The organism is Roseivirga pacifica, assembly GCF_900111145.1.
Lineage (GTDB): Bacteria > Bacteroidota > Bacteroidia > Cytophagales > Cyclobacteriaceae > Roseivirga > Roseivirga pacifica.
The window spans coordinates 346,421-369,187 of the sequence record NZ_FOIR01000003.1 but is presented as its reverse complement, the minus strand read 5'-3'; the positions used below and the strand labels follow the sequence as shown (position 1 = coordinate 369,187).

The 22,767-nt window shown below is 42.4% G+C and carries 20 protein-coding genes; 10 read left to right on the top strand and 10 right to left on the bottom strand.

Going from position 1 to position 22,767, the window contains the following annotated elements; genetic code table 11:
- Positions 1-167 precede the first annotated feature (167 nt).
- Genes pbfA through BMW98_RS16715 form a run of 3 tightly spaced genes read left to right on the top strand, consistent with a single transcriptional unit; the run spans position 168 to position 4,000 of the window.
- A complete protein-coding gene (gene pbfA, locus BMW98_RS16725) occupies positions 168-1,493 on the top strand; it encodes a (R)-1-hydroxy-2-aminoethylphosphonate ammonia-lyase (protein ID WP_090260025.1) in 1,326 nt (441 codons plus the stop codon).
- The gene (locus BMW98_RS16720) at positions 1,474-3,210 is read left to right on the top strand and encodes a metallophosphoesterase family protein (protein WP_090260023.1); all 1,737 of its coding nucleotides are present in this window, start codon (positions 1,474-1,476) and stop codon (positions 3,208-3,210) included. Before pbfA ends, BMW98_RS16720 begins: the two co-directional genes overlap by 20 nt.
- Positions 3,203-4,000 (top strand): phosphatidylinositol-specific phospholipase C/glycerophosphodiester phosphodiesterase family protein, encoded by a 798-nt coding sequence (locus tag BMW98_RS16715; RefSeq protein WP_090260021.1) that lies wholly within the window; start codon positions 3,203-3,205, stop codon positions 3,998-4,000. The genes BMW98_RS16720 and BMW98_RS16715 overlap by 8 nt, the downstream gene beginning before the upstream one ends.
- Positions 4,001-4,202: 202 nt before the next feature.
- Here BMW98_RS16715 and speB read toward each other — a convergent pair whose 3' ends face one another.
- Together speB and BMW98_RS16705 are read right to left on the bottom strand one after the other, a co-directional pair.
- Positions 4,203-5,018, bottom strand: a complete 816-nt coding sequence (gene speB, locus BMW98_RS16710; RefSeq protein WP_090260019.1) for an agmatinase — start codon at positions 5,016-5,018, stop codon at positions 4,203-4,205.
- Between the two features lie 72 nt (positions 5,019-5,090).
- Complete coding sequence (locus BMW98_RS16705) at positions 5,091-6,761, bottom strand: glutamine--tRNA ligase/YqeY domain fusion protein (RefSeq protein ID WP_090260017.1); 1,671 nt, start codon at positions 6,759-6,761, stop codon at positions 5,091-5,093.
- Positions 6,762-7,832: 1,071 nt separating this feature from the next.
- Between BMW98_RS16705 and BMW98_RS16700 the strand changes: the two genes are divergently transcribed.
- The 6 genes from BMW98_RS16700 to BMW98_RS16675 all read left to right on the top strand — a co-directional run bounded on the left by BMW98_RS16700 (position 7,833) and on the right by BMW98_RS16675 (position 14,879).
- Positions 7,833-8,513 carry a TetR/AcrR family transcriptional regulator gene (locus BMW98_RS16700; RefSeq protein ID WP_090260015.1) on the top strand — a complete coding sequence of 227 codons (681 nt, stop codon included), beginning with the start codon at positions 7,833-7,835 and terminating at the stop codon, positions 8,511-8,513.
- 3 nt (positions 8,514-8,516) lie between these two features.
- Positions 8,517-10,688: a peptidase domain-containing ABC transporter gene (locus BMW98_RS16695; protein ID WP_090260013.1), complete on the top strand. Its 2,172-nt coding sequence runs from the start codon at positions 8,517-8,519 to the stop codon at positions 10,686-10,688.
- Positions 10,689-10,691: 3 nt separating this feature from the next.
- The gene (locus tag BMW98_RS16690) at positions 10,692-12,050 is read left to right on the top strand and encodes an HlyD family secretion protein (protein ID WP_090260011.1); all 1,359 of its coding nucleotides are present in this window, start codon (positions 10,692-10,694) and stop codon (positions 12,048-12,050) included.
- On the top strand, positions 12,047-13,513 hold the full coding sequence (locus BMW98_RS16685; protein ID WP_090260009.1) for a TolC family protein: 1,467 nt from the start codon (positions 12,047-12,049) through the stop codon (positions 13,511-13,513). Before BMW98_RS16690 ends, BMW98_RS16685 begins: the two co-directional genes overlap by 4 nt.
- A 197-nt stretch (positions 13,514-13,710) precedes the next feature.
- Positions 13,711-14,256 carry a ferritin gene (locus BMW98_RS16680; RefSeq protein ID WP_090260007.1) on the top strand — a complete coding sequence of 182 codons (546 nt, stop codon included), beginning with the start codon at positions 13,711-13,713 and terminating at the stop codon, positions 14,254-14,256.
- On the top strand, positions 14,253-14,879 hold the full coding sequence (locus BMW98_RS16675) for a Crp/Fnr family transcriptional regulator (protein ID WP_090260005.1): 627 nt from the start codon (positions 14,253-14,255) through the stop codon (positions 14,877-14,879). The genes BMW98_RS16680 and BMW98_RS16675 overlap by 4 nt, the downstream gene beginning before the upstream one ends.
- Here the strand turns inward: BMW98_RS16675 and BMW98_RS16670 are convergent.
- The 8 genes from BMW98_RS16670 to BMW98_RS16635 form a co-directional block, all read right to left on the bottom strand.
- Positions 14,874-15,473: a PLP-dependent aminotransferase family protein gene (locus tag BMW98_RS16670; protein WP_090260003.1), complete on the bottom strand. Its 600-nt coding sequence runs from the start codon at positions 15,471-15,473 to the stop codon at positions 14,874-14,876. The two genes, BMW98_RS16675 and BMW98_RS16670, sit on opposite strands and share 6 nt — an antisense overlap.
- 59 nt (positions 15,474-15,532) lie before the next feature.
- Complete coding sequence (locus BMW98_RS16665; protein ID WP_090260001.1) at positions 15,533-16,618, bottom strand: DUF748 domain-containing protein; 1,086 nt, start codon at positions 16,616-16,618, stop codon at positions 15,533-15,535.
- Positions 16,619-16,697: 79 nt separating this feature from the next.
- A complete protein-coding gene (locus BMW98_RS16660; RefSeq protein ID WP_090259999.1) occupies positions 16,698-18,371 on the bottom strand; it encodes a hypothetical protein in 1,674 nt (557 codons plus the stop codon).
- An 82-nt stretch (positions 18,372-18,453) separates the two neighbouring features.
- Entirely contained in the window at positions 18,454-18,672 is a 219-nt protein-coding gene (locus BMW98_RS16655) for a hypothetical protein (protein ID WP_090259997.1), read from the bottom strand.
- A gap of 100 nt (positions 18,673-18,772) precedes the next feature.
- Positions 18,773-19,759 (bottom strand): NAD(P)-dependent alcohol dehydrogenase, encoded by a 987-nt coding sequence (locus BMW98_RS16650; protein ID WP_090259994.1) that lies wholly within the window; start codon positions 19,757-19,759, stop codon positions 18,773-18,775.
- Complete coding sequence (locus BMW98_RS16645; protein WP_090259992.1) at positions 19,759-19,995, bottom strand: helix-turn-helix transcriptional regulator; 237 nt, start codon at positions 19,993-19,995, stop codon at positions 19,759-19,761. The genes BMW98_RS16650 and BMW98_RS16645 overlap by 1 nt, the downstream gene beginning before the upstream one ends.
- Complete coding sequence (locus BMW98_RS16640; RefSeq protein ID WP_090259990.1) at positions 19,995-20,438, bottom strand: hypothetical protein; 444 nt, start codon at positions 20,436-20,438, stop codon at positions 19,995-19,997. The genes BMW98_RS16645 and BMW98_RS16640 overlap by 1 nt, the downstream gene beginning before the upstream one ends.
- A gap of 135 nt (positions 20,439-20,573) precedes the next feature.
- A complete protein-coding gene (locus tag BMW98_RS16635) occupies positions 20,574-21,596 on the bottom strand; it encodes a glycoside hydrolase family 43 protein (protein WP_090260177.1) in 1,023 nt (340 codons plus the stop codon).
- Positions 21,597-21,759: 163 nt separating this feature from the next.
- On the opposite strand from BMW98_RS16635, the gene BMW98_RS16630 reads away from it, so the two are divergent.
- Positions 21,760-22,761 carry an LLM class flavin-dependent oxidoreductase gene (locus tag BMW98_RS16630; protein WP_090259988.1) on the top strand — a complete coding sequence of 334 codons (1,002 nt, stop codon included), beginning with the start codon at positions 21,760-21,762 and terminating at the stop codon, positions 22,759-22,761.
- The last annotated feature ends 6 nt before the right edge of the window (positions 22,762-22,767 follow it).

Sequence of the window (22,767 nt, the reverse complement as noted above, 5' to 3'; positions counted from 1 at the left end):
CGCGCTCAATGGCAAATGACTATTGTCTAATGACCAATTTACCAATGACCATAAAACACCCTCAATCCCTAAAGGGATGACTAAACGAAGGCGTTGTCATTCACCCTTTAGGGCAGGGGTAAAAACTCAATTTACCAATCACCTAATTCACTAATCAACCAAGTACCATGGCAGTAAATCAAGGAGAACAAATAGGTGCCTTAAAGCAAATGACCGAAAGAGAAGGAGTAGATGATGCGTTACTGCAGCGCGATGCCGATGTGTTCTTTCATCAGACGCTTTCCACACCCGTTTTCAATACCATTAGCAAAGCCGAAGGAGCTTATATTTTTGATGGTAGCGGTAAGAAATACCTCGATTTACATGGGAATGGAGTGCATACCATTGGTTACAACCACCCTAAGGTGGTGGAGGCATTAAAGCACCAAATGGATGTAAGTCTTTCGTTCGCACCAAGAAGATTTACCAACGAACCAAGTGTAGCTTTGGCTGAAAAGCTAACGGAGCTAGCTCCAGACGATCTTTCGCGGGTGCTTTTTTGTCCAGGAGGATCAGAAGCCATTGAAATGGCTGTGATGTTGGCCAAACACCATACAGGTAAGTACAAAACCCTCTCCTTCGAGGGGACTTTTCATGGAGCCGGATTTCAAGCGGTTTCAATTGGCGCAGATCCGCATTTTAAAGAAGGGCTCGGTCCTATGATGCCTGGGGCTTTGCATTTGCCGCTGCCAGATTATTTTCGCAACCCTTGGGGTAGTGACGATCAGCAATTCGTTGATGATATGTACCTGAAGAAATTACAGGATAAGATTGAGTCGGAAGAGGAGATTGCTGCTTTGGTTACAGAGACAATTTTCTACAACAGCACAGTGCCCACAAAGTACTATTGGGAACAGGTGAGAAGCCTCTGCGATGAACACGGTATTCTGCTCATCTTCGATGAGATCTATACTGCCTTTGGTCGAACTGGGAAAATGTTCGCTTCGGAGCATTTTATAACCCCAGATATTCTGGTGGTTGGCAAGGGCTTTGGAGGTGGAATTGTACCTTATGCGGGCATTATTGGTAAAGAAAAACTGAATACCCTTCAGCATAAATCTATTGGTCATTACACGCACGAGAAGAGTCCTTTTTGTGCGGCAGCAGCTAAATCGGTGATCGAGGTTTTGGAAGAAGATCGCTTGGTTGAACGAGCTGCAACTTTGGGTGATTACTTTAAAAAGGGACTGGAGACTCTTCAAGGGCGATTTGAGATCATAGGTAATGTAACTGGCCTTGGACTAAACCTGGGAGTCGACTTGATTAAGGATAGAAAAACGAAGGAGAGAGCGATTGGTGAGGCACATCAGTTAATGGCTTTTTGCTTCGAACGTGGAGTCTCTTTTAAGCTAATTCAGCAGAATATTCTCAATCTCAAACCCGCTTTGGTCATTACGCAAGAAGAGATTGACACTGTACTAAACACCTTGGAAGATGGACTGCAAAAGATATAACCTGCCATTTTTCTGTCTGTTTTTAGCCGTGCTATTAAGTGCCTGCAACATGGAAAATAGCGGTGATGTCAACTTGAAGCCCTTCACATTAGCCGTAGATGAAAAGGTGACCCACGCAGTTAACGAAATACTGCCATTGGTAGGGCATGAAGGGACTGCTATAAATACGCGCTGGAAGGTATTATTGAATGATAGAAGAGGTGGTCTGGATGTTTCAATCCCTAGTTTTAGGCGGGCTGAGTTTGTTAACCTTCCGCATAGAATGCAACTGCCAGATCATGCCATTTGGTATCAAGCAGAAGTAGAACTGGAGCAGGGAGTGCTTCGAGTTAATGCTGATGACGGAGCACAACTTTGGTTGAACGAAGAAAGAATCGCCTCCGAAGTAGGCGGTTACTATACAGTGGCCAAAGATGGGAAGTACACCTTGACGATCAGGGTTTTGAACAATGCGATGGCAGGCGGTTTGCGCGCAGTTCGTTCTTTAAACGATCAAGAATGGCAAGCAAAAACAGCCCTTTCGGAACGAAGAAAACTATTGCGAGGACTACTCTCTAAAAAAGCTTTGCTTTTGAATTTAAGCGAATATGAAAAAGGACTTATCGAAAAGGCTAAGCATGACCCTGCGATTGCAAATTTGCTGGCAGCTACTAAGCAGTTAACTGTTAAACCAATTTTGTTGGCAGAACCTGTTTTTCAAAAGAGTGTAAATGGGCAACTGTATTTACGTTGGGTGAGCAGTAGTAATGCTAATACTAAGCTTGTTTATGGTGCCTCTGCAAACGAATTGACTTACGAAATAAATGTAGAAGGAACTGATGGTGTGTTTCTTACGGCTGTAAGCGATTCAATTAAGTTCTATCGTATTGTGCAGGACGAAATGGTTTCTCCTGTCTATATTTTTCCGCAAAATGAGAGGTCAGAGAATCAACAGTTTATGGTTTGGGCAGATAGTCAAAGTGGCTGGAAAGTTTTCGATAGAATTATGCGGATGTCGAATCAGTATTTGCCTCACTTTTCAATTGGAGCAGGCGATTTGGTTGGCCAAGGCGATGATGAGCTAGAGTACTTGCGACTATTGCGTTCTATGCATCGGGGCGGATATATCCATTATCCTGTTCCCGGTAACCACGATTACGATGGTTACTATGAGGATTTGAGGCCGAATAACTACAGTAAGTACCTAGGCTTGCCAAATCAACAAAACTATTTTGATTGGAAGGAGGGTGATTTAGCGTTTATAGCCCTCGACTTAAATGAGACTTTTCCGGTTGGTCTACCGAATGATTCGGAGCAGTATCGCTGGTTTATGAAACAGATTCAAAGCGAAGCTTGGACTTCGGCCAAATGGCGGTTTTTGGTAAGTCATCATCCGCCTTACTCTCAAGGTTGGCCTGGTTATCATGGAGAGATTTCCCTACGCGAAGTACTTGAGCCACTTTATGAAGAAGCCAAAATTGATATGGTAATAGCCGGGCATACCCACGATTATGAAAGATTGATTAAGACTTATGGGGCGCAGCAAACCGCTTTTGTGGTTGTTGGTGGTGCTGGTGGCGGTTTGGAGCCGATTGAGAACGCTGCATATCCCAAAATGGATACCGTAATGAGTATTCATCATTTTGGCTTAATCAATGTTATTGGCGATACGCTTAACTTTAGAGCGATAGATACGGAACATAGAATCATCGATAAATTTTCACTGACTCATGAATAATATTCAGCGCATAACCGTTTTTTTCTGTTTACTCGCCATCGGTTGTATGGCTCATGCACAAACGCCTTTGCCAAAGTCGCATGCGCATAACGATTACGATCATGAAAGGCCACTTTTAGATGCTCACTCATTCGGCTTTACCTCTATAGAAGCTGATGTTTTTGAGGTGAATGGAGCGCTGTTTGTAGCTCATGATTTTGAAGATATTACGGAGGAACGCACTTTAGAAGCGCTTTATTTTCAACCATTAGACAGCATTGTTAAAGCCAATGATGGAAGTATTTATAAGGGCAGTGACCTCCCTTTTTACCTAATGGTTGATTTTAAGAATAGTGCTGATGCTTCCTATATGGCTTTGACTAAACTACAGAAGAAATATGCACACCTTTTTACCAAATTGGGTAAAGACGGGGTAGAGAAAGATGGACCTGTGACCTTGTTTATTTCAGGCCAAAGACCCATGCGATTGGTAAATAATAACCCAGAATTGGCTGCATTAGATGGTAGACCGAATGATTTAGGGAAAGGCAATCGCACGCATGTTATGCCAGTGATTAGTGTGAGTTTTAGGTCCTATTCTAAATGGAATGGAGAAGGTAAACTCTCAAAAGAAGACCGAAAGAAAATTAAGGAATTGGTTAAGCAAACGCATGCAGAAGGCAAGAAGCTCCGCTTTTGGGCGATTCCTGATAATCAGAATAGCTGGGAGCAAATGGAAAAGCTCGGTGTAGACTTTATCAATACCGATAAGTTAGAAGAGTTCTATTGGTGGCGCACTGGTTCAAAGTAGCCAGATTCAACTTCTTGTGCGCACCTAGAGTCGAACTATTGGTCAGACCACTCCAAGTGGTCAGACCAATAAGTATTTATAGCCCTCAGTTAATGTTGTCACCAACTGATTTCTTTTGATTGTTTTATTTTCCATCCCGACCGTAGCGGAGGGATCAGCACGATAAAATTGTACAACGAGCCTTTCGAGTGATAGGATTAATTTAAAGCAATCTATCGATCAACTCCTTGACGATTTTCGCTGCTACCATTGCAGTTACGCCATTAATGTCTCTTTCAGGGTTGTATTCCACCACATCCAGTCCCACAATGTCAAGGTCGAGCCGTTGTATGATGCCAAGTATTTCTCTGGTGGAAAAACCACCTGGCTCATGGTGAGAAATGCCAGGAGCAAAAGCGGGGTCAAGCACATCAATATCGAAGGATAAATAAACTGGCCCTTCGATTTCAAACTTGGTCTCAGGTGTCCAGTCTTTCATTTGAATGATGTTCACGCCAAATCGATCAGCTTGCTCTTTGGTGTGCTGTGTAAGTGTACGAATACCAACTTGCGTGAGGCTTTCAGCCAACCCTTCTTCCATAATTCGAGCAAAAGGACAAGCGTGAGAATATTTGTTGTTGTCTAATTCATTATATAGGTCGGTGTGCGCATCAAAATGCAGAATGTTCACTTTGCCATGATGTTTGTGAATGGCCTTTAGGATAGGGTAGGTGATGGAGTGGTCGCCACCTAGGGAGAACGGAATGGCTCCTTTTTCCAGAATCGCCTCAATCGGTTGGCTAATTGAGAAGTAATCTTCCAAATCAGCATTGCCACACCAAGCAATTCTTGGGTGCTCGCTCAGGTCATTTAGTGATTCTGTAAAGTAATTAGCCGAGTCAGACTCAATAGCCTCAATAATCAGTTCAGGTGCCTTGGCTGGTCCTTGCAAAAAAGAAGAGTGCGCATCGAACGGAATTCCAATAAGTGCGATTTGGTCTTTTGAAAGGTGGCTGATTGAAGATCTGGCTATTCCCATGTTTGCTTGTTTTGGCCAATATAGGAATAGAAAGTCAGGCAATAAAAAAGGAGCCGAAGCTCCTTTTCTAATTTATTTCTTACTCCAATTATCTCGGAGCGTTACGGTGCGGTTAAACACCAATTTGTCGTCTGTCGATTCTTTGTCCACAATAAAGTAGCCCTGGCGTTCAAACTGGAATTGTCCACCCGCTTTCGCATCCTTAAGTGATGGCTCGACCAGTGCATTTGGCACAATGGTAAGCGAGTCAGGATTTAAGTGGTTGATGAAATCATCATCAATTGTATTCAGGTTTTCGGTTTTGAAAAGCCTGTCGTACAATCTGATTTCAGCTTCAACTGCATGCTTGGCAGAGACCCAACCGAGCGTACCTTTTACCTTCTTTCCGCTAGTATCTTGTCCACTTTTAGTATCAGGATCATATTCACAGTAGATTTCCTCAATTGTGCCGTCATCAGCCTTTTTAAAGCCCGTGCATTTTACAATGTAGCCATACTTTAAGCGCACCTCACGGTCTGGTCCCAAACGGAACCATTTGCGTGGCGAAGGTGGATTTTCCAAGAAGTCGTCTTGCTCTATGTAAAGCTCGCGCGTGAATGGCATGTCGCGGGTTCCGGCAGTTTCATCTTCCGGATTGTTCACGGCCTGCATTATCTCTTCTTTATCCTCTGGCCAATTGGTAATAACCACTTTCAGCGGATTCTGAATTCCGAAAACACGGTTGGCTTTTTTGTTCAGGTCTTCGCGCACACTATGTTCCAGAAGAGCAACATCGGTAATGCCATCTCTACGGGCAACACCCACTTTGTGTGCAAATTTCTTTAAAGAGTCAGGCGTAAAACCTCTTCTCCTCAAGGCAGAAATAGTTGGCATTCGCGGATCGTCCCAGCCGGCTACATGGCCTTCGTTTACCAGTTGAAGTAGCTTGCGCTTACTCACAATGGTATAACTAAGGTTCAATCGTGCAAACTCAGTTTGTTTCGATGGGAAAATCTCTAGCTCATCAATCAACCAATCGTAAAGAGGTTTGTGGTCGCGAAATTCTAACGTACACAAACTGTAAGTCACGTTCTCAATAGAGTCTGACTGACCATGGGCAAAATCGTAGTTCGGGTAAATACACCATTTGTCGCCAGTGCGGTGATGCGCTACCTTTTTAATTCGGTAAATGATCGGGTCGCGCATGTGCATGTTTGGCGATGTCATGTCGATTTTAGCGCGTAGTACGCAGCTTCCTTCGGCATATTCACCAGCACGCATTTTCTCAAACTCCTCCAAGTTTTGCTCTACAGAATTGTTTCTGTATGGGCTCTCAATACCTGGAATAGTAGGATTGGTTTTGCCTGCGCTAATTTCTTCAGCCGACTGATGGTCTACATAGGCTTTACCTTTTTTGATCAGTTTGATAGCGTATTCATACAGCGTATCAAAATAGTCAGAGGTAAACAAAGCTTTTTCGCCATAGTCGTAACCCAACCATTTAATGTCTTCAATAATGGCATTAACGTACTCAGTGCTTTCCTTTTCAGGGTTGGTGTCGTCAAACCTAAGGTTGCATTTGCCATTGTACTTTTCGGCTAGGCCGAAGTTTAAAACAATGGATTTGGCGTGGCCAATGTGCAAGTAACCGTTTGGTTCAGGAGGAAAACGGGTCTGGACAAATGAGTTTTTTCCAGAGGCCAAGTCGTCCTCAATCATTTGTTCAATAAAGTTCAAAGATTCCCTTTTTTCGTTTTCACTCATGATGCATTCAATTTACGCTGCAATTTTAGTGAAAAGCTTTTAGTAAGCCATCTTTTCAAGCCACCTTTTGTAATGTGAATAAATGAAACTGCTAATAGATGGAGGTGTCTTTCTACTTCTGCTTAAAAGCGAGTTAGTTAGCTTGATTTGTGGATAACTCGGTGGATAACCTTGTGGAAAACGATGTGATTACCTTAGTGGGAAACTTGTTGAAAACTAGGTAGTTATAAAGTTTGGGTGTAAAATTATTAAAGCTACCTTAGACATACCAAGTGAGGGATAAAGATCTGAAGGAAAGCTTCAGTCTCTCTTCGGGGGAAGCCCGAAAAAGTGTAGTGAAAGGGATGATTTATCATTCTGAAACAGTCGACACGAGTAGTGGTGTCTAAGCATATGAAAGTATGGTTAGGATTGTAGTTCGGGTATCAGGGACCAGAATTACAGCTCAATGATCACTCAATTGAAAGGGAGTAATCAATAGACGTTCTAAGAACTTTCTCGCGGAAGTGAAAAGAGCAGAGTTATCGCTACTACTTACAAGCTTAAGGTTTGTAAGTGCAACAGATACCTCGGTATAAGTTCGGTGTCATTTCCATGTGGTTTTAACCGGGTAGCATATGTCTCTGATGTAAGCTGCCATTTGTGACCGGCTCTCGGGTTGGGATACAAAGCAAAGAAATTGATAAGCACTTCTGTGATTATCAGGCTGCAAAAGCTCACTCCTGGATTAGTGCGAAGCACGTTCATCGAGCGAAGCCGAAAGGAGATTGCGCTGGTAAGGTTAACTTCGGTTAACAAATCAGCAATGGTCTTAACAGTACCTTGGCATCCTGTTACTATTAAGGTAGCAACAGGATGAGTGGGGGCGAGCAATCGTCCCCCGCTTTTGTTATTTGGGGGTATTTGTAAAAATACGGAAAGAGTCACTGGGGAGTGACTCTTTTTTTATGCCCTAAAATTTCTTCAAAAAAAGTATGCAAAGGCCGAACAAATCTAAATGACCTTCGTTGTGATACTAGTTTTATTGATAGTAATACTATTAAAAAGTGAAGTATTGTTAACTTTTTTTGAATGACAACTGCATTAAAGCTGCAAATGAGCGATAATCTCTATTTAAGAGACCCTCAGGAAACAGCCCTTGGTAAAAAAATTATTCAGCATTCCATTAAAATGGTAGACGAGCTTGGGCTTGAAAGTTTTACTTTTAAAAAGCTCTCAGTGGCCATTGATTCAACCGAAGCGTCCATTTATAGGTATTTTGAAAACAAGCATAAATTGTTGGTTTATCTGATTACTTGGTACTGGAATTGGCTGGAATACTCCATTGATATTGAGACCCGGAATATTGAAGACCCGAAAGAAAAGTTATCAAAAGTACTTTGTTTGATAACAGAGAAGAAGGGACAGGATACGTTCTTCCCTGATGTGGATGAGACGGCTTTGCAGCGTATTGTTATCAGCGAATCGGACAAAACATATTTGACCAAACAGGTGGATTTAGATAATAACGAGGGGCTTTTTAGAGGTTATAAGTCGCTTTGCGCTAAAATTGCGCATATCGTATTAGAAATTAACCCCAACTATGAATATGCACATTCGCTTGTAAGCACAAGTTTGCAGGCTGCACACCAGCAGGTGTTTTTTGCAAAACACTTGCCGGCACTCACCGATTTTTCTGTTTCTAACGAGAACATCTATGGCTACAACTTCAATTTTATTAAACAATTGATCCTAAAAGCTATTCAGAAGTAACATATGACCAATCAACATATAGCAAATACAATAAAGGAGCTTAAGCTTTTGCTGGGCGAAGGAATTGAAGATGCCATGTACCAAGACTTACAGGTTGGTACTAGGCTATATTCGATTGATGAGGCTTATGAGTTTAAGAGAGATCTGCTGGAATCGGCCAATAAGGTAAGGCTTGTGCTGCTGGATCAGCCGCTTAAGGATGGTGAACTGGTGCCTTTTATGGACGATGTGAACATTCCGTTGGTTGGCTTAAAATCCACTACCGATGGCTTTTTGCCAGTGCTTGTGCACAAGAATAAGAAAGGAAAGCTGCAGGCATACTTGGTACACGAGTCTGAATTGGAGGCAATTGAGATAGCCGATTTGACTAATGAGTTGCTGAAAGATGAAAGCGGAGAGGTGGTTTTGCTCGGAGCCTTTAGCTATAAAAGCTTGGTTTCGGAGCACGATGAAGATGAAGTACCTGAAGACTTATCGCCAGTAAAACGCCTTATGCGGGTGCTGGCCGAAGAGCGTAAGGATATTTTCTATGTTTTGGTTTATGCGGCTTTTGTTGGTATTGTGTCATTAACCTTGCCATTGGGTATTCAGGCTACCGTTGAGCTAGTTTCTGGAGGGGTGGTTTTCTCTTCTATTTACCTGCTTATTGGCTTGGTGTTGCTTGGTGTTTTGGCCAGCGGTGGCTTGCAGATTATGCAGATTACGTTAGTGGAATATATTCAGCGGAGAATCTTCACCAAAGCTGCTTTAGAGTTCACCTATCGCATTCCTCGTATGAAGGTTGAGTCTCTGAGCAATTTGCACACGCCAGAATTAGTTAACCGCTTTTTTGATGTACTGACACTGCAAAAAGGCCTGCCAAAACTGTTGGGCGACCTAATGTCGGGTACAATCCAAATTCTGTTTGGCTTGCTTTTGCTCTCATTTTACCACCCATTCTTTGTGTTCTTTGGGTTAATTCTGGTGCTCACGTTAATTCTTATTTTCAGGTTAACAGGTCCTAAGGGGCTTAAGTCTTCCATACAAGAATCTAAGTACAAGTATAAGGTAGTGTATTGGCTGGAAGAAATTGCCAGAGTGCTTAACTCCTTCAAAATATCTGGGAATACCAACCTGCCGGTGAAAAAGACGGAATACAACGTAAATAACTACCTGAGAAATAGAAAAACACACTTTAGGGTATTGATAACCCAATATGGATATATCGTTTTATTCAAGGCGGTAATTACCGGTGGGTTGCTCATTATTGGTACCTCACTGGTGGTAAGTAGAGAAATTACGCTTGGTCAGTTTGTAGCGTCAGAGGTAATCATCATTCTTATTTTGAACTCGGTAGAGAAGATTATTGCCAATATGGATGTGATCTACGACATGCTAACAGCAGTAGATAAGATCAGTCAGGTTACCGATTTGCCACTTGAAAAAGTAGGTGGTATCGATTTGAGGAAGGAAGATGTAGACAGAGGCTTTGCCATTGAAGTAAAGCAAATGAGTTATGCTTACCCTGGCGTTAATGATTTCGCGCTAAGGGATGTTAACCTCTCCGTAGCTTGCGGGTCTACCGTTTGTATTTCGGGCGCGAATGATGCGGGCAAGACAACGCTGACGAACACGCTTTCAGGTCTAAATCATAATTATAAAGGCCTAATAACCATAAATGGTTATAGCCTAAGGGACTTAGATTACACCAATCTTCGCGATAAAATTGCCAAGAATGTTTCTCAGGAAGATATTTTCGAAGGCAGTATTCTGGACAACGTAACGGTGGGTAAGCCGCAGGTATCGGTAAGCGATGCCATTAAGGCAATTCAGCAAGTTGGCCTTCAAGACAAAGTGAATATGTTGCCAAATGGCATGAATACTCATGTGTTAAGTGGAGGGAAGGGTTTCTCACAGTCTTTTGTGAATAAACTGATACTAGCCCGCTGCTTGGTGAAAAAGCCAAAGCTTCTCATTCTAAATGACTTCTTCAGTTTCTTCCAAAAGAGTGAAAAGGAACGTTTAATTCAACTGGTAACTGACCTGAATGTATGCACGCTCATAGTAGTTTCTAACGACCCAATGGTAATGGAGGCTTGTAAAAGAGTGGTGTTGATGGAAGATGGAAAGATAAAAGCAGATGGCGATTTCGATACGCTGTCTCAACAAGGATATTTAAAAGATCTAAAAGGGTAAGCTATGTTGAACATATCAGGAAAACCCGAAAACCATTCGATTGAGCAGAAGAGTATCATCTTCAAAACGCTCAAAACGCCAAATGCAGGTAAGGTGCTGGCTAAAGTGCTGTTATCCATTGCCTTCATTTTCTTTATTCTATTGTTCTTTCCATGGCAACAGAATATTAGGGGAAATGGAAAAGTAACGGCTTTTAACCCCGTGCACCGCCCGCAAGTTGTAGAGTCGGTAATTGCAGGTAGAATTGAGCAATGGCATATTTCAGAAGGGCAATACGTAGAAAAGGGCGATACTTTATTGACCATTTCAGAGGTAAAGGATGCGTATTTTGACCCTCAACTTTTGGAGCGTACCAAACAGCAAATTGATGCCAAGGAGCAGAGTATTGCGGCCAAGCAAGAGAAAAGCAATGCCTTAAAACAGCAGATTAAAGCTTTAGAAAGTATGCTGGAGGTAAAATACACTCAAGCCGAAAATAAGTTAAAGCAGGTAGAGTACAAGCTTACCAGCGATAGTGTGGACTATGAGGCTGAAAAGGTACGTTTTGCCAACCAAGAGAATATCTACGAGCGAAATAAAAAGCGCTATGACGCTGGAAACATAGCGTTGACCAAGTTTCAGGAGCTAGAGTCGAAATTCTTCGAATCGCGTATGAAGCTCATTAGTGCTGAGAACAAATTCTTTCAGTCGAAAGCAGAGTTAATCAATGCGCAAGTAAACCTTTCGGGGGTCAAGGCGGAATACTTAGACAAGATAAGCAAGGCCAAGTCGGAACTGAATAATACGGATGCACAGGTGTTTGAAGCCCAAGGTAGTTTGGCAAAACTGAATAACCAGTATGCTAATTACGAAACCAGAAGTGGCTTTTACGTACTAACGGCCCCACAGGCGGGCTATGTAGTGAAGGCCTTGCAAGTGGGAGTTGGCGAAACAATTAAAGAAGATGAGCCAGTGGTGCAAATAATGCCAGACAACCCTGATTTGGCAGTTGAAATGTATGTGAATGCTATGGATGTGCCGCTAATTGAGCAAGGTAGAAAAGTGCGTGTTGAGTTCGATGGTTGGCCGGCACTTCAGTTTACGGGGTGGCCAAGTGTTTCAGTAGGAACATTTGGTGGTGTAGTAAGGGTGATTGACCGTGTAAATTCACCTACGGGCCAGTTCCGAATTTTGGTAACGCCAGACCCTGAGGAAGAGCCGTGGCCAGAGCAACTGCGTATTGGGTCAGGTACCAAAGGCTGGGTAATGCTTGATGACGTGGCTGTTTGGTACGAGATATGGCGTCAGCTGAACGGTTTCCCTCCGAGCTTATATGAGGCACCGCAAGAACCAATATTGCAAGGTAAGGAGGCTAAGAAATGAGTGTTCTGAAACACATATCCTTGTTCTTTCTGCTCTGCTTATGTTCTGTTAGTGTTCTGGGGCAAGAGATTCAAATCAAGAAACTAGATGAATTGGTAGAGCCTGAGGATTCTGTCAATTTGTTCACCTTGGAGGAGTACTTACAGGTAGTAATGGCAAATCATCCTGTGGTAAAACAAGCTAATCTTTTGCCAGAAACTGCTCAGCAAGAAATTCAATTGGCCAGAGGGGCTTTCGATCCAAAGCTTACTGGAAATTGGAGTGCCAAAAATTATAAGGATACCGATTATTACGACTTATTCAATACCACTTTAAAAGTGCCTTTATGGTTTCCGGTCGATCCTAAAATTAGCTTCGACAGAAATAAAGGGGAGTACGTAAACCCTCAGAACTACATTGCCGAAAGCGAAAACTACAGGCAAATTACTATGGGGCTAAGTCTACCTGTAGGGCGAGGGCTGTTTATAGACGATAGGCGAGCGGCTGTTAGGCAAGCCGAGTCTTTTGTAAAAATAAACGATGCGGAGAAAGTAAAAATGATCAACAAAGTAGTGTTAGATGCCCTAAAAGCTTATTGGGACTGGTACTTTGGCTACTTTGAATACAAAGTGGTAGATCAGAGTTTGAATATTTCCAGTGAGATTTACCGCAGGGTTAAGCTCGACTATGAGTTTGGCGAAGTGGCAGTGGTGGACACTGTGCAAGCGGCCATTACCCTGCAAAACAGAAAGACGGATTTACAGGCTGCGCTTATCGATTTTAGAAAGGCTTCGCTTAAGCTTGCTAACTATTTGTGGGCAGAGAACGGAATACCGTTAGAGGTGCGAGACAATGTGGTGCCAGTGCTCGATGTGGCCTTTGAGTTGCCGCAAGAGTCACTTGATAGCCTAATTAGTTATGCGACAGAAAATCACCCAGAGTTACTCAAACTGAGTGCAAAAGGTGAGCAGCTGGAGGTGAGTGAAAAGCTTGCCAAGGAAAATTTAAAGCCTCGAGTCGATTTAAATTATAATCTAATAAACGCACCAATTGATTATGATGGAGACTTTGTGCCGCTTGATGTTCGAAACAACTATAAGTTTGGTGTGGATGTGGAGTTTCCTCTTTTTCTTAGAAAAGAGCGCGCAAAACTAAAGCAAACAAAAATTAAAGTAGAGCAGAACAACTTTGAGCAAGCTTATACCAAACAGCAGATTTTGAACGATGTGCGCGGAGTTTACTTCGAGCTGGAAAATGGCAATCAGATGCTCTCCTTACTAAGGGCTGCCGTTGGCAATTACGAACGTTTACTAGAGGCTGAAATCTTTAACCTCGAAACTGGGGAGAGTGATTTATTCAAGATAAATTTTCAGCAGGATAAGCTTTTAGAATCGCAGATAAAACTGATAAAACAGTATGTGTTGGTAGAAAAAGCCAAAGCCCAATTGTTTTATGCTGCTGGTAACCTTAACCAGCTTTACTAAGCTTGGTAACAATGGTTACAAACCACTTATTTAAGTAGTGTTAATATTGAGGTATCGGTAAAAGTAAACCGCGCTTCTCTTTATTTGTTCCAATTTTAAATTGGAAATGGATGGCACTCTTTTGTTTTAAAAGTTGTCTTCCTTATAGCAAATTTGCCGTGCAAAGCGGTACATTTAATTTATAAAACTGGAATAAAATGGAAAGACAAAAAGTAACAGCGAAGCGTTCGCTCACCGATGAAACCGAAAAAATGTTGAATGAGCAAATCAGAATGGAAGGCCTTTCATCTGCAGCTTATCTTTCAATGGCTTCTTGGTGCGAAATGACTGGTTACGAAAACTCAGCGCAGTTTTTGTACATGCATTCCGATGAAGAGCGCATGCATATGCTCAAGCTCTTTCACTACATAAACGATGCTGGTGGCCATGCTATTCAGCCTGAGATCACTGATATTAAACATCGTTACAACTCTTTGAGAGAAGTTTTTGAGGAGGTTTTGGATCATGAAATCGCAGTAACAAATTCAATCAATAAGATTGTGAACCATTGTTACGAGATAAAAGATTTCACCACCATGAACTTTCTGAACTGGTATGTAGAAGAGCAGCGTGAGGAAGAAACCCTTGCTAGAAGAGCTGTTGAATTATTCGATATAATTGGTGAAGACGGTGTTGGTTTGTGGACCATTGATAAGGAGATTCTTAATCTTGGTAAACAAGCAGCTGCAGCAGACCAAGCATGAAAAAAATAGCTGATGTACTCCATCAGCTGGGTTTAGAAGACCAGTTGATTCAAGAAATTGAACAGGTTGGTCGTCAAATTACTGTAGCCACAGAACAACTTTTAATAGCTCCCGGGATGCAAGCCCGGGAGATGCCTTTGGTACTTAGCGGTACTTTGCGCGTAATGCGAGAGGATGCTGAAGGCCGAGAAATTTTTCTGTATTATTTGGAGGGTGGCGATGCCTGTGCCATGTCCATTTCGTGCTGTTTGGGTACGCAAATGAGCGAGTTCAAAGTGATTGCCGAAAGCGAAGCAACTTTGTGGATGGTGCCAATGGTTCAGATTGATAATTGGATGGCCAAATACCGTTCATTCCGAAAGTTCATCTTTGATTCTTATCACGATAGGTTTGACGAAATGTTAAACACAGTGGATAGCATCGCCTTTATGAATATGGATGAGCGGCTAATGAAATATCTGTTGGACAAAAAGCAGAGTTCCGGCTCATTCGTAATCAATAAAACCCACGAACAAATCGCTCAAGAGCTCAATACATCTCGTGTAGTCGTATCACGCCTGCTCAAAAAACTTGAACGCGAGGAAAAAATCGAATTGCACCGCAATAGGATAGAGGTCTTATAGTTCAAGCTTTTCCCAGCTTATAATATTTAAATAAGCATTTGTTCCCAATAAGTAACTTTCGAATGCCTGTATTAAAAGCTCTTTATTAACATTGGAAAAGTAATGTTTATCTGAAGCTCCGGCACGATATTCAATTCTATAGTTGCCAGAATCAGTAAACTTTATCGCCTGCATATAGTGTTGGTCCTTTTGTTCATTATTCAACAAAATGCCGAATGAATTATCTTGTTTTGGGATTTCTAATGCGGTTTGCAGGTCTGTGAGTACAGGGTCAAACTTTTTGAATTCGATTGGATGTCCATAGGCTAATGACATGTTAACTAGTCGGTTTTCTACGGAATTTAGCTGAACCTTCGATTCCGTTCTGGCTATACTGCCTTCTAGTTGTAAAAATCTGGCTTCTAAACCACCATCAACACCGATGCTGACTTCTATATTGGCCCAAATGGACAGCCCGATTAGTATTGTGCCAAAAACTGTCAATACAGCCCCTCCAAAGGCAAATTTATGTGTTTTGAAGTAAACTAGAAGCATTACCACGATCATGGCACTTCCAAGTATCAACCCAGTTATGATAACATAGTCCTTTTGCATTTGTGTGTTGTTTAGTCGACCTAAAATAGATAAACTAAGTCACAGTCACATTACAACTGTCATCCTTTGTCCTTCTTTATCGCATCTTTGAATTGGATATCGTTATCTACAATTCCTTTAAAAGCTTCTATCCATGCATTTTCAAATATGCTTAGAATTGTGGGCCAAACGGCTGTGTCCACATCATTCAAATCTCCCTCAATAGGGATTTTGGTTGCTACTGTATTGGTTTTCTGATTCTTCAATACAAACTTGAAGAAGCCAACAAAACCTTCCCAAAGTACGCTTAAGAAGCCATCTTCTTTGTCGATGAGCACAGCATCGGCAAGCAGTGGTTTCATATAGCCTTTTAGGTGACCATCGGCAATGGCAATTTCACTGAAGAAGCCCAAGTTGCCTTCTTTAAAATCGATGCTTGCGTAATGCTGAGTGGCATCGTTGAGTGCTGTTACGTCAATGTTTTCAAGACTCACTGCTATGTCCATGTCTGGCACCTCCTTTATCAGGTTAATGTTGCCTTCTAGCTTTAAATCTCCATTTCCGATTGATTTTCCAGATGCCACTATGGTAGAGGGTAGGGTCAGGTCTCTCGATTTTACGTTCCGCAAATTGTCTGCGGTCAACTCTAACTGGGAAATATTAAGATCAATATTAGGGTCGGCCGAAAGTTGTACGAAGGCCAGTTTGCCTTGGTGTATTTCAAAGTGGTTGATGTCGATGGGCACAAGGTCAGTTAATGCGTCTGTCCAATCATCTGCTTCTGGTACATTGTCCGATTCGCCCTGTTGGTCCTCAAAAACATAGATTATCTCGGGGCTATCCATAATGATTTCACTCACTATTTTACCTTTAAAAAGTGACTTCCATTCAATTGAAATGTCACTGTTCGGGAATTTCAGAAAGGGGATTTCGGAACTTGCATCAACCTTGTTTAAATACATGCCTTTTATTACATAGGCACCGCGAAAAAGTGAAATATCAATATCGTCTACTTGGCCATAATAACCAGGAATGTCTGCCAATACTTTGTTTACATAGTTTTTGACTAAGGTTGGCAGGTAAACTCGGAACGCAATGAGGAGTACTACCAGCGCGACTAGGGTGTATCGGATTATCTTCTTTAGGCGTTTAGATTTTTGGGGCACAGGAAAGCTTTAGGTTAAAAAGTGTTTATGAATTTAACCCTCTCAATTGCCAGTTGTTTTACTTAATCCTAAGTTTTATTTAATAATTATTGGGGTTCTTGTCAGTTTCAAAGGCATTGGTAATTTGCTTTACTTGATTGTTCACGCCCGTCATTTCCCAATGACCAAGCGACATAGGAATGTTTCCAATCGCGTTAAGTTGGTCGAAGAATTCTTTCACCTCAAAATCACCTTCGTTTAATCGAGCGTAATCGGCCATTGCGGCTTCCAGCAAGTATTTACCGGTAATATAGCTGGTGCCATAGCCGGGCTGACGCAGGTATAAGTGCTGTTCAAAGAGCAGGAGCTCTTTTTCTGTCTTCATCCAGCCACGTGGCGTGTACTCCGAATGAATTCCTCCTGCCTCTTCCATGGTCATTTGGTTGGCATGAGCATAAAGTGAGCCAAGGCCGCGGGCAGCCCGTTGCGCAATCATTATATATACAATATCTCTTACTCGAGGGTCGTCTTTGTACAGGCCTGCATCCATAAACATTTCTTCCACAGCCGTGGCGGTGCCCTCATTTCGCGAATCGAAAATGTTGTAGAGCAGCGGGCCTTTTCGGATTTCACTTTGGTGAGGTTCGTTGTCCATCCTGGCTAGTTCAAACCAATGATAGAAGTGTGAGTATAGCGGCCTGGCATCGTAGTGTTCACCAATGGTAAAAAAGTTTCGTTTTGCTTCGGGAATATAGGCGCCTAAATGGGCGTTAAGTGCAGGTTCGAAATAGTCTTTTACAGTAACGATGTTTTGGTTTTTCAAAAAACCGAGTAAGCTATTGGCAGACCTTTTGGCCATGGCGTCATAGCTTTCTGGGGAGTTGGCTGCCGTAAGCTCGGGCAGGTTCCTGTTTGCGTGCTCTTCTAGCTTTAGTGATGACCAAGCGCGAGCAAGTTCCCTTTTAAGGAGCATAACTTCGTCTTGCCAGGTAAGTGGCACTAGGTGTACATTTTGTAAGTACCAAGTGTAGTTTTCTTTGCCGATACCGGAAGGTCCATCTTTAGTTTTGGCTTCCTTCTCCAGCCAAGTAGCAAAGTCATCAGTCGATTTAATTGCTTGATTTATGGCTTGTGTGATGTTATTATCAGCTTTAATTGCGCTGATTGACTTTAGGCTTTTTAGGTTTTCAGCTTGCGTTTTTATATCTCTAATACCAGCGACCCAAAGGTCTTTGGCATTGCCGGTTAGGTTCTTTTTGGCTTGTTTGTTTAGTTCGGGTATTACCTTGAGCTCCTTGATTAGTTTGGCCTTAGATGTTTGATTTAACGGAAAATCATATGTCCAAACCTCGAGAGTGCCATGGTTTGTGGGGCCTTCGTGGGCGGGTACGTCACTGCGGCTCATCCACAACACTTTGTAAAAGGCAGGATCTCTTTGCCATGGCTTTAACGTTTTGTGGTTAAAATCGAAGCCGTTCATTTCGGCCCAAACAATGTGATAATCTACCTGCTGTGGAATGCTCCAGCCCGTAGTATCTATTGCCAATAGTTCGTTTTGGAGTGTTTTGAATTGCGGCCAGCGCTTTTTAAATGTTGCAGCAGTGTAGTCGGGCGCACCGTTCAGTAGTGGTGGTTTTTCAAAGGCTCTCCAGTCCTTGAATAATGACACAAGGTCGCTGTATTTGTTTTTAAATTCTGATGGTTCTTTCTCGAACTTTTGACATCCGAATAAACCAAGGATTATCAGAAATGAGAGCGTTTTGGTAAAGGACATAAGCAATAAGGTTGAGTCTTAATATAAGCATTATTGCCTTGTCTTTAAATTTGGTTTGAAGCTGTTTTTAAGTGCGTAGGGTTTAGTCCTCGAGAGCCTCGCACTTAATGCCCCATGAGTTAACAATCTCCATAACTTCTGCTTCTTGCACTTGGTCTTCGGCTTCTATCCGAAGCACTTTGTCGATGTCTTCTAGGTCTACCGACCAGTCCATTACTTCTGGGTTGTAAGCCAGCAGGGCATTGACTCTTCTTACCCTGAGTTCGTCAGTGATATTGGTTTTGAAGATTAGTAATTTCATAGCGACTGAGTTTTTGGTTGTACTAATTTCTTGGGTTTGTATGACTCTTCTATATTTTACTTACTGAAGTGGTGAATTAGGTCGGTGAAGCAGCGATTTTTCAAGATGAATGTTCGGGCTTATTAACCGTAACTATAACTTTGCCACTAGCGTGTCCATCTTCTTGATAAGCAACCGCTTGTGGTAATTGTTCGAACGCATATTGTTTGTCGATTATAGACTTGATTTTTCCTGAGCTAAGCAGTTCAGAAAGGTAGGCTAAGTCATCTAAATTCATTTTGGCAGTAAAGAAGGTGAGGTTCCATTTTTTGCCAACTAGTACATTGGCAAGTACAAATTTGGCCATATGTTTAAAACCACCCCAACCCACCAAAAGGCATGTTCCACCTGGTTTTAGTAGTCTTTTGGCAATTTTAGCCTCACAATTTCCCACACCATCAAATATCAGGTCGAACTTTGCATTTAATGTGCTCAAATCTGACTTGGTGTAATCCACAACTTCATCGGCACCCAGCTTGTTTGCTTGATCCACTTTATGTGTGCTGCAAACCGCGGTTACATGTGCCCCCATGGCTTTTGCTATTTGTACGGCATACGTGCCAACACCGCCAGAAGCTCCGTTGATCAGTACTTTTTGTCCGGCTTTTAAACCGCCATGATCTCGCAAACCCTGTATTGCGGTAAGGGCGGCAATGGGGGCTGCAGCGGCTTCTTCATGACTAATATTGGCAGGCTTTTTTGCCCAGAAATCTTGTCTTACGCAAACATATTCTGCAAAGCTGCCTGCGCCACTTTCGTTAATTTCTCCATAGACCTCATCGCCCGGTTTAAAGTTGGTAATGGCACTGCCAACTTCTTCCACAATTCCAGATACATCGGCTCCAAGAAACGAGTTTTTCGGTTTGAAAAGCCCCATGCTTAACCTGATTAGGTATGGCGTTCCCCGTAATCCATGCCAATCGAGCGGATTGACAGAGACTGCTTTTACCTTTACCAGCAGCTGATCAGGTTTTGGGCTAGGCTTGTGGAATTTACCTAGTGAAAGCACTTCGGGGCCACCGTACTTTTGTCTTATATAGGCCTGCATTAGCGCTGTGGTTTTGTGTCTATTAGTTCGTAAGAAAATACCTCGTGCAAGGGTACATTAAACACTTGAGCTATTTTGAAGGATAGTTCAAGGGTAGGAGAGTATTTGCCTTTTTCAATGGCTACTATGGTTTGGCGCGAAACGTCCACTTTTTCGGCAAGTTGTTGCTGGGTCATTTCTTCGTTCATAAAGCGGAGCGTTCTAATGTTGTTTTGTATTTTGTACTTTTTCTTCATCAGAATCCTCTTTTATAATAAACCAGCTGTATGGTGTTTTCTACCAGCTCAGCCAATACGCCTCCTACCAGAAAAGAGACAAAAAACATGGTAACTGACATTTCGAGTGCAAGGGCTCCCATGCCACCTATAATTCCGAAAATGAAAATGACTTGACTAACATTCTTAGACTTTAGTTCTATCATTTTATCGCGCTCATCGGTTTTCGGAACCGACTCTTTTGTTATCGCAGAGTACGCAATGGCATAAAGTATTTCGATGGCAATTCTTACACCTATGGCTACCAAAATGTAAATCATCATTTGCTTGCCCCAGAACTTGAGTAGTTCGGCTGACTCCATGCTGGAGAGCGCCACATTGTTAAGTCTGCTATAGAAGTAAACAGCAGGCACCAGAATAGCGGCTGCCATATTTACTAGGTTTCTGTTTTCGTGATACGACATGTTTTGGTTGTTTGAAATGTTTGACCTTATGTAAAAAATGACGTACCAAAGGTATGAAAAGTTTAACTTGATGTTAAAAATTTTTTACATGAAAATATAAAATACTGATAATCAGTATTTAACTGCTGTTTTTAATTACTCAATAGGTCGTGCTTCTACACCCTCAAAGGTCATTTTGATTTGTTTGATGGTGCCATCTGCATTGAATTCCATTTTATCTATGCAGGTAACCCGATGGTCGCGGTCTTCATTGGGTATTGGTCTTCGGTGGTAAACTATATACCACTCGTCTGTGCCGGGTACATTAAGCGCTGAGTTGTGCCCAGCACCAGTTGCAACGGTGGTGTCCGATTCTAGAATTGTTCCAATTCTATCGAATGGTCCAGTTGGAGAATCGGCCATGGCGTAGGCCACTTTGTAACTGCCGTTGGTCCAGCCACCCTCTGACCACATTAAGTAGTATTTGTTGTTTCTCAAAAACATAAAAGGGCCTTCTACATAGCCTTCAGGGGTTATTTCTTTAAAAAGCTCATCTTCACTCCAAGGTTCTATTCCGGTAAAGTCATCATTCAGTTTGCCTACATTGCAATGTCTCCAACCACCATAGAAAATGTAGTAGGTGTCATCTACATCTTTAAAAACAAATTGGTCTATTGGTTGTGCATCATTATAAAAATCACTGATTAATGGTTTGCCCAAGTAGTCTTTATAAGGTCCACCCGGGCTGTCGGCTACGGCAATGCCAATGCCCCCAGTGTGATTAATGTCATCATCGGCATTGTAAAGTGAACTACCCGGGCGCTGAATATCATTTGCCGAGAAGAAAAGGTAGTACTTGCCTTCTTTCTCAATGGCCGCGGGCGCCCACATGGCCTGTCGTGCCCATTTAATAATAGATGTGTCGAGTACGTGCTCGTGCTTTTCCCAAGTAACCAGGTCTTTAGAGGAAAAAGCATCAAAGTGCACCTGCTTTTTATAGCGATTGCTGTAGGTTGGGAATATCCAATATTCATCGCCAAACACAATGCCTTCGGGGTCAGCGTACCATCCTTCCCAGAGCGGATTGCCAGAGGTTTGTACAGATTGGGTTTCTTTTTTTGTGTTACAGGCCAAACAAAAAGTGGCCATAAGGAGCGTTGCCAGGAGTAGCTTTTTCATAATAAAAATCGGTTGTCTTTTGCGCGTTGAACTTGTAAGATAATTGAAAAAGTGCATGGGCAATAAAAACTTGGTTTTAGGTTGAATGATAATGGTTTGAAAGGTGTTAGTAGTCCATTGTTGAACATGGTGAGCCATTAAGGTTTGCCTAAGTGAAGAAGAAATGCCACAGAAAAATATACCATACTCTATACTAGAATTGGCCAGTGTAGCCGCTAATAGCAACCCTGCCGATACCTTTAAAAGAAGCTTAGATTTAGCCCAAAAGGCCGAGGAACTAGGTTATCATAGGTTTTGGTTGGCCGAGCACCATAACATGATTAGCATAGCCAGCTCTGCTACGGCTGTTCTAATAGGTCACATTGCAGCGGGTACCGAGAAAATCCGTGTGGGATCAGGAGGAATAATGCTGCCGAATCATTCGCCTTTGGTGGTTTCGGAACAGTTCGGAACCTTGGGATCTCTATACCCTGACCGTATAGACCTTGGCTTGGGAAGAGCACCAGGAACCGATCAGGTTACTGCGCAAGCGATTCGTTCGGATAGAATGCAATCGGTATATCGTTTCCCTGAGGAGGTTGAAGCAATCCAGCACTACTTTTCTGCCGACAATGCGGGAGCGAGAGTTCGTGCCACTGTTGCCGAAGGTGTAAATGTGCCTATTTACATTCTTGGTTCTAGCACGGATAGCGCACATTTAGCTGCGAAAATGGGGCTTCCATATGCATTTGCTAGTCATTTTGCTCCGGCTCAACTTTTTGAAGCACTCAATATTTATTACAATGAATTTCAGCCTTCTGACTATTTAGGTGAACCTTATACCATTGGTTTGTTGAACATAATAGCCGCAGATACTGATGCCGAAGCGGAGCGCTTGTCTACCACACAAATAAGGATGATACTTGGAGTGTTGACGAACAAACTCGATTATATGCAACCGCCAATTGATATGACACCAGAGCTAAAGGCAATTTCTCAGGATCCGGCATTTTTGCGCATGCAGCAATATGCCTTTGTAGGAAGCAAGGCCACTGTGAAGGAAAAGACGGAAGAGTTTTTGAGTAAAACAGGAGTAAGTGAGCTAATGATCGCCTCACATTTGTATCATCATGAGGACAGGTTGAAATCTATCGAACTATTTAGTGAGATTATGAAGGAGCGTTAAGGTTTT